The organism is Nocardiopsis sp. TNDT3 (assembly GCF_003427465.1).
GTDB lineage: Bacteria > Actinomycetota > Actinomycetes > Streptosporangiales > Streptosporangiaceae > Nocardiopsis > Nocardiopsis dassonvillei.
The window spans coordinates 1-6,321 of record NZ_QPFC01000023.1 but is presented as its reverse complement, the minus strand read 5'-3'; the positions used below and the strand labels follow the sequence as shown (position 1 = coordinate 6,321).

The window sequence follows — 6,321 nt, the reverse complement described above, 5'->3', positions numbered from 1 at the left end:
CCCCGGTGGCCGTCGATCTGGCCGAAGACGAGGGAGCCGACCGCGATCTGGGGCTTGAGACCGGGGACCACGGCGGTCCGGCCGTTCTCGGGGTTCATCACCGCGGGTCCGTAGGCGACCAGGCGGGGGCCGACGGCCTCCGAGCGGTGGCGCACGTCCTCCAGGTCGGCGGGGTCGATCTGGGCACTGCCGACGACGCTGCCGTCCTGGGTGTCGTGGAAGGCCAGGACCGTGCCCTCGCCCCGCAGGGGCTCCCAGCGGATGATGACGTACTCGCGCAGCGCGGTGAGCACGGCCTCCATGTCACCGGCGGTGTCCGGCCGCTGGGCGGTGACCTGCACGGGGTTGTCGTCGGGGCTGACCCAGGTCCAGGGTCCGTTGACCACGGCGGCGAGGACGTCGTGCCCGTCGGCCAGCATGGGCGCGGAGCCCTCGGGAACCGGGACCGGTTGGAGTTCGACGCCGATGGGCACGAAGGCCTCGCTCTCGGTGCGCACGAGCACGGAGCGGCCCACGTACTGGACGGAGGCGTTCTCGGGGAGGTCCACGCCGGTGGGATCGCCGCCCGCGACGGGCCAGAACCAGAGGGTTCCGGCGGTCTCCATGACGACGGCGTCCTCACCGTCGTACTCCAGGATCCGGAGTTCGCCGAGGGCTTCGCTGGACTCCACGGGCAGGTCGGCCGACCACAGGCGCTCACCGTCGGCGTCGAGCAGGTTGAGCCGCTGCTCGGGGTCGACGTAGGCGAGCAGGTCGCCCTCGCGGCTGACCCCCGGCTGGCTGCCCGGGGCGACCTGCGCGCTGAAGTCGACGGTCGTGGAGAAGTGGGGAGGCGCGGGGTGGTTGAGGGTGGTCAGGTCCGTGGCGACGTCGCCCCCGGGTCCCCCGCCGAGGCCGGGCAGGAAGCGCCAGGCGGCGGCGCCCGCACCGGCGAGCAGCACCAGGGCGAGCACGGCGGCGCCCACGATGACGAGGGCCCGGCCGCCCTTCTTCCTCTCCTTGGCCTCGGGCCGGACACCTGGCTGGGGGCCGGTCCCGGCACCTCTGGCGGGAGGGTCGGCCGGGGCGGGAGGAGGCGGCGGCGTCGGCTCGCGGCCGGGCAGGACCTGGTCGGCCGCCTGCACCACGCCCGTGGGCGTGGCGACCAGACGCCAGTAGCCGTTGGCGTCGCGGGCGTCGATGAGGACCGGTTGACCGATCCTGGCGGCGTAGCCGGTGGCGACGTCCAGCGCGGCGCGCCGCGTCTCCTTGGGCGCCTGGCCCGTGACGACCTGGCGGCGCCCCTCGACGACGATCTCGGCGCTGCGTTCGTCGGGTGCGATGACGATGACGGCGGTGGGCCGGGACTGCCCCGGGCGGGACTCCCGGCTCATGGTGCCTCCGAAGGCATGGGGAACGTGGACCTGTTCGTGTACGGGGGTACGGGGACCTAGGTCAGCGATGACGGTGGTTCGCGGTCGGGGACTACCTGGAGACGGTGCCGACGCACGCGTAGTCAGTGCTGCACGCGATCATACTGATCGTCGCTCGTCACGCCTATTCCGGCCATGCGTCGACGCCGCGCGCACGGACCGGTGCACCTGGGACAGTTGTCCCGCCCTCCCCTCCGTGACCTGGAGACTCATCCGAACATGGGATGCGGCTGGTGCCGTGGGCATCGCCGTCACCATGGAGTGGACACCTGGGGAAGATATTTAGTTCACACCGAAAATGGCCGGATCTGGCCACCTGGTTCCCACCGGTCGCACGCGTAGCAGCTCAGGGCCTCACCGGGGCGGAACCCGGACGAGGCGGAAGTACTCGCCGGGGCGCGAGCGCCGGTCGGCGTTGGCCCGGCGGTCCGGACTGGCCGGTTCGACCGTGAAGTGGACCGCGGCGTCGGGTTCCACCGTGAAGGGGACGGGGGTGTTGGTGAGTCTGCCGAGGCCGCCCTGGACGCTGTGCGGGCCCGGAGGGAGGCCGAGCACGAGGGTCTGACCGGGGCCGAGCGTGCCGACCCGGTCGCCGTCCACGAGGATCCGGTAGTCGACGAGCATGTCGAACATCCCGCGGTCGATGCGGTGGACCAGCACCGGGCTCCAACCCGGCGGCACCTGCTCCGGGCTCCGGATACCGATGACCTTGGGGCCGGTGAGTTCGGGCCGGGCGAGCGCCTCGCGCAGCTGTCGGCGCTCGCGTCTGCCGGCGGAGAGGGAGAGCACGCCCGCCGTACAGGCCACCAGCAACAACGGCACCAGTGTCCACACGGCGTTGGAGAGGATCAAGAACAGCGCGAGCAACCCGTTGCCGACGATCAAGAAGCACCACAGACGCGTCGTGCGGAACGGATGCCGCGTGTTGTGCACCCGGTGGAGCTCGCCGGAGGTCAGCTCCGCATCGGTACCCGCCCAGAGCCCGACCGGGAAGAGCAGCAGGAACGCGAGGAAGATCCCGGCGGCCACTGGAACGGGGTCGCCGGTGGTCCCCACCCATCCGGCGATCGCGACGCACGCCACCAGGCCGAGCCCTGCACTTTGGACCAGTAGGAACGACGCCCTCACGACCGCCACCGCCGTTCGCGCACGAAGGCCTCCGTGCCGAGGGCCGGTGGGACGAGGGCGACCAGGTTCAGCGCCAGCAGGGGCCACGGAAGGACCTCGTAGAGGTGATCCCCGACCGCGACGACGAGGTAGACCACGCCAGCGGCCCACAGCGTGCCGAGCAGGATGCCCTCCATCAGCGGCGACTTCACCGGCTGCCGCCGCCGTTCGATCATCCCCGGAAGGGAGCGCATGTACAGGAGGGGCATCAGGACCAGGGCCGACAGCAGCATGACGAAGAGCCCGAAGTAGATCTCGCTGCCGCCCCTCAGGTACATGTGCAGGGTGTGCGTGAGCATCAGTACGGGCGGGCCGAACGAACCGTAGAACATGGTCTTCGATCCGCCGAGCACGGTCTCGACGGTGACGGGCACGGAGTCCTGATCGCCCTCGTCCTGCGGGACAACGGCGTCCGGTGGGGGAACGGTCATGGGGGACGGCCTCTCACGGGCGGCGCCGTCCGGGCTCGGGTGCGGCGGGATCGCGGCCTCCCGCCCGTCGGCACGACAAAACTACCGGCGCGACAGGACTTTCCGGGCTTTTCGGACGCCGAAGGACGACCGGAACCGGTCAGTGCCCGTTGCTCTCCACGATCGCGTCGATGAACGCCTGCTCCCGGCGCTGGACGAGCCGGTTGGCCCGCTCGAAGTCCCGGTTGGCGATCTCCGCCCGGGCGGCGGCCGTGCGCGGCATGGGCCACATCGCGTCGATCTCGGCGTTGAAGGACGATCCCACCAGCACGGCGATCGCCATCACGAACAGCCAGGCCAGGATGGCGATCGGCGCGGCCAGGGAACCGTAGATGGTCACCTGGCCGAAGGAGGCGTCCAGGTAGACCCGCAGCGCCACCGAACCCGTGATCAGCACCAGTGCGGCCAGCAGCGCCCCCGGCAGGTGGCGCCACAGCGGGGTGCGCACCGGCACGCTCAGGGCGTAGAGCAGGGTGACCGCGGCGACGGCGAGCAGGGCGACGGTCGGCCAGTAGAACAGGTTGAGCCGCCCCACGGTCATGGGCAGCAACCGGTTGACCAGGTCCGGCCCTGCCACCAGGACCGGCAGCAGGAGGATGGCGAACAGCAGCCCGCCCAGGTAGGCGACGAAGGCCAGGACCCGCTGGCGCACCCAGCCGCGCAGTTCGTCCAGGCCGTAGGAGATCGTGATCGAGCGGATGAAGACGTTCATCGCCCGCGACCCCGACCACAGCGACACCAGGAACGTCACCGACAGGACCCCGCCCGGGACTCCCCCGAGGAAGTCGTCCACGAGCGGCTCGACCACGCTGTCCACGGTGTCCGGGGTCAGCACCCGCGCGGTCAGGTCCAGGATCCACAGCCGGATCTCCTCGACGAAGTCCTCGCCGAGCACGACGGTCAGCGGGCCCAGGGCGCCCAGGAGGCCCAGCATGAGCGCGGGCAGCGAGATGAGGGTGAAGAAGGCCGACTCGGCGGCCAGCCCGACGACCCGGTCGCGCGCGAAGGCCCGGACCGTGCGCAGGACGAGGAGCATCCCGCTGCGCAGGCGGGCATGACGTCTCAGCCACCCGTCCACGGCGTACCACAGCCGCTCCCAGAAACCCGCCACGGAGGAAACGTTAGCGCTCCTCGGGAGCCGTCCCGCGCCACGGGCGCACGGACCTAGTGACGTGACTCACTCGGGGGCGGTCAGACCCCGTCTGGACAAAGCCTCGACGCCCGTGACATTCTCATTACATGATCGCTGCTCTGGACCCCATGCTCTACGTGCGCCGTCACGTGGACTTCCTGCGGGTCGGCAGCGCCATCTGTTGCAGCGTCGGTTAATCCCACCGCCCTTTGACGCACCCCAGGGGTGCGCGCGGCACCGGCGCCCTGCCTCTTCTCCTTATCCCACACGCGGATCCCTCCCGATCGCCAGCACGACGATGTGCGGCGACGCGGGCGTGCGGTGTGGACGCCGGGGCTGTGAGCACCCCGCGACACCTCATCGGAGACACCCGCGATGCCTCCCTCTTCCGCGCAGCCCGGCAGGACAGCGACCGCGGCCAAGCCGCGCCGCCGCCGTGGTGAGGGCCAGTGGGCCCTCGGCTACCACGAGCCGCTGAACAAGAACGAGGAGAACAAGAAGAACGACGACGGGCTCAACGTCCGCGATCGGATCATCAACATCTACTCCAAGGGCGGGTTCGACTCGATCGACCCCGCCGACCTGCGCGGACGGTTCCGCTGGTTCGGCCTGTACACCCAGCGCGCGCCGGGCATCGACGGCGGCAAGACGGCCGTCCTGGAGCCCGAGGAACTCGACGACCGCTACTTCATGCTGCGGGTGCGCATCGACGGGGGGCAGCTGACGGTCGCCCAGCTGCGCGCGGTCGCCGAGATCTCCCGCGACTACGGGCGCGACACCGCCGACATCACCGACCGCCAGAACGTCCAGTACCACTGGATCCGGGTGGAGGACGTCCCGGCGATCTGGGAGAAGCTGGAGTCGGTGGGCCTGTCCACCATGGAGGCCTGCGGCGACACCCCGCGCGTCATCCTGGGCTGTCCGCTGGCCGGGGTCGCCGAGGAGGAGGTCATCGACGCCGGTCCCGCGATCCGCGAGATCTACGAGGACCACATCGGCAGCGAGCTGTACTCCAACCTGCCTCGCAAGTTCAAGACCTCGGTGTCGGGGTGCACGGTGCACTGCGTCAACCACGAGATCAACGACGTGGCGTTCGCGGGCGTGCGCAACGAGGCGGGCGAGGCGGGCTACGACCTATTCGTCGGCGGCGGCCTGTCCACGAACCCGATGTTCGCCCAGCGCCTGGGCACGTTCGTGCGCCCGGACCAGGTGAGCGAGGTGTGGGCCGGGGTCTGCGGGATCTTCCGCGACTACGGCTACCGGCGCCTGCGCACCCGCGCCCGGATCAAGTTCCTCATCAAGGACTGGGGCGCGGAGAAGTTCCGCGACGTCCTGGAGAAGGAGTACCTGGGCTACGCCCTGCCCGACGGCCCCGCCGTCGAACTGGACTCGGGTCTGCGCCGCGACCACGTGGGCGTGCACCGCCAGAAGGACGGCAGGTTCTACGTGGGCTTCGCGCCCAAGGTGGGCCGGGTTTCGGGCACCGCGCTGCTGCGCGTCGCCGACATCGCCGAGGAGCACGGTTCGGACCGCGTCCGCACCACCGCCGACCAGAAGCTGGTCATCCTCGACGTGGAGGAGGACCGGATCGCCTCGATCACCTCCGCCCTGGAGACGGAGGGGCTCCAGGTCAACCCGAGCGTGTTCCGCCGCCAGACGATGGCCTGCACCGGCATCGAGTTCTGCAAGCTGGCGATCGTGGAGACCAAGGACCGCGCGGCCACCCTGATCGACGAGCTGGAGAAGCGGCTGCCCGACTTCGAGGAGCCGCTGACCATCAACGTCAACGGCTGCCCGAACTCGTGCGCGCGCATCCAGGTCGCCGACATCGGCCTCAAGGGCCAGCTCGTCATGAACTCCGAGGGCGAGCAGGTCGAGGGCTACCAGATCCACCTGGGCGGCGGCATGGGGCTGACCCAGTCCTTCGGCAAGAAGATCCGCGGACTCAAGGCCACCGCCGACGAGCTGCCCGACTACGTCGAGCGGGTGGTGCGCCGGTTCCAGGACCAGAAGGAGGACGGCGAGTCGTTCGCCTCCTGGGTCGGCCGGGCCGAGGACGCCGACCTGAAGTAGTTCGTCCGGGCGGTCGGGACCGCCGCGGCCGCCCGGCCGCGGCACCGGGGCCGGTCCGCGTGCGGAC

Annotated in this window: 6 protein-coding genes; 2 read left to right on the top strand and 4 right to left on the bottom strand. The window is 70.7% G+C overall.

Features of this window, described 5'->3' with window-relative positions; genetic code table 11:
• The 4 genes from DQW06_RS00620 to DQW06_RS00605 all read right to left on the bottom strand — a co-directional run.
• Positions 1-1,373: hypothetical protein (locus DQW06_RS00620; protein WP_117197759.1), on the bottom strand; the 1,373-nt coding region annotated here is incomplete at its 3' end.
• Between the two features lie 393 nt (positions 1,374-1,766).
• Positions 1,767-2,540: a hypothetical protein gene (locus DQW06_RS00615; RefSeq protein WP_232832926.1), complete on the bottom strand. Its 774-nt coding sequence runs from the start codon at positions 2,538-2,540 to the stop codon at positions 1,767-1,769.
• On the bottom strand, positions 2,537-3,010 hold the full coding sequence (locus DQW06_RS00610; protein WP_117197757.1) for a hypothetical protein: 474 nt from the start codon (positions 3,008-3,010) through the stop codon (positions 2,537-2,539). Before DQW06_RS00610 ends, DQW06_RS00615 begins: the two co-directional genes overlap by 4 nt.
• A 139-nt stretch (positions 3,011-3,149) precedes the next feature.
• Positions 3,150-4,160, bottom strand: coding sequence for a YihY/virulence factor BrkB family protein (locus DQW06_RS00605; protein ID WP_117197756.1), 1,011 nt, complete (start codon positions 4,158-4,160; stop codon positions 3,150-3,152).
• Positions 4,161-4,288: 128 nt separating this feature from the next.
• Between DQW06_RS00605 and DQW06_RS29850 the strand changes: the two genes are divergently transcribed.
• Together DQW06_RS29850 and DQW06_RS00600 are read left to right on the top strand one after the other, a co-directional pair.
• Positions 4,289-4,378, top strand: a complete 90-nt coding sequence (locus tag DQW06_RS29850) for a putative leader peptide (protein WP_017564358.1) — start codon at positions 4,289-4,291, stop codon at positions 4,376-4,378.
• Positions 4,379-4,556: 178 nt separating this feature from the next.
• Positions 4,557-6,254 carry a nitrite/sulfite reductase gene (locus DQW06_RS00600; RefSeq protein WP_013153833.1) on the top strand — a complete coding sequence of 566 codons (1,698 nt, stop codon included), beginning with the start codon at positions 4,557-4,559 and terminating at the stop codon, positions 6,252-6,254.
• Positions 6,255-6,321 lie beyond the last annotated feature (67 nt).